Source organism: Providencia rustigianii DSM 4541 (assembly GCF_000156395.1).
GTDB lineage: Bacteria > Pseudomonadota > Gammaproteobacteria > Enterobacterales > Enterobacteriaceae > Providencia > Providencia rustigianii.
Genome location: NZ_GG703837.1, coordinates 1 through 440, shown reverse-complemented (window position 1 = coordinate 440; position 440 = coordinate 1). Strand labels below are relative to the sequence as shown.

Sequence of the window (440 nt, the reverse complement as noted above, 5' to 3'; positions counted from 1 at the left end):
CAGACAGCCAATGACGCATCAATGGAAGCGTTCACTTTTGGCGACCCAATACCGGTGTTAGACAAGCGCGAGATTTTTGATTATTTGGAATGTGTGCAGATTGATAATTACTATGAGCCACCAATTAGTTTTCATGGTCTGGCTCGGACGTTCCGTGCTGCACCTCACCATAGTAGTGCCATCTATGTGAAACGTAATATTCTCACAAGCACATTCATTCCTAATAAATACCTAAGCCGCCAAACCTTTGATAGCTGGGGATTGGATTTTTTACTTTTTGGCAATGGCTATTTAGAGTTACGAGAAAACCGACTCGGGCAAGCGTTAACATTTAAACACTCCCCCGCTAAGTTCACACGCCGAGGCGCAGACTTAGAAACCTACTGGTTTGTACAGCAGGGGTATGATACTAAGCCTTATGAGTTTGAAACCGGTAAGTG

Annotated in this window: 1 pseudogene; it reads left to right on the top strand. The window is 44.1% G+C overall.

What is annotated here, in order from left to right:
• A pseudogene (locus tag PROVRUST_RS18805) lies at positions 1-440 on the top strand (phage portal protein); the annotation flags it as partial.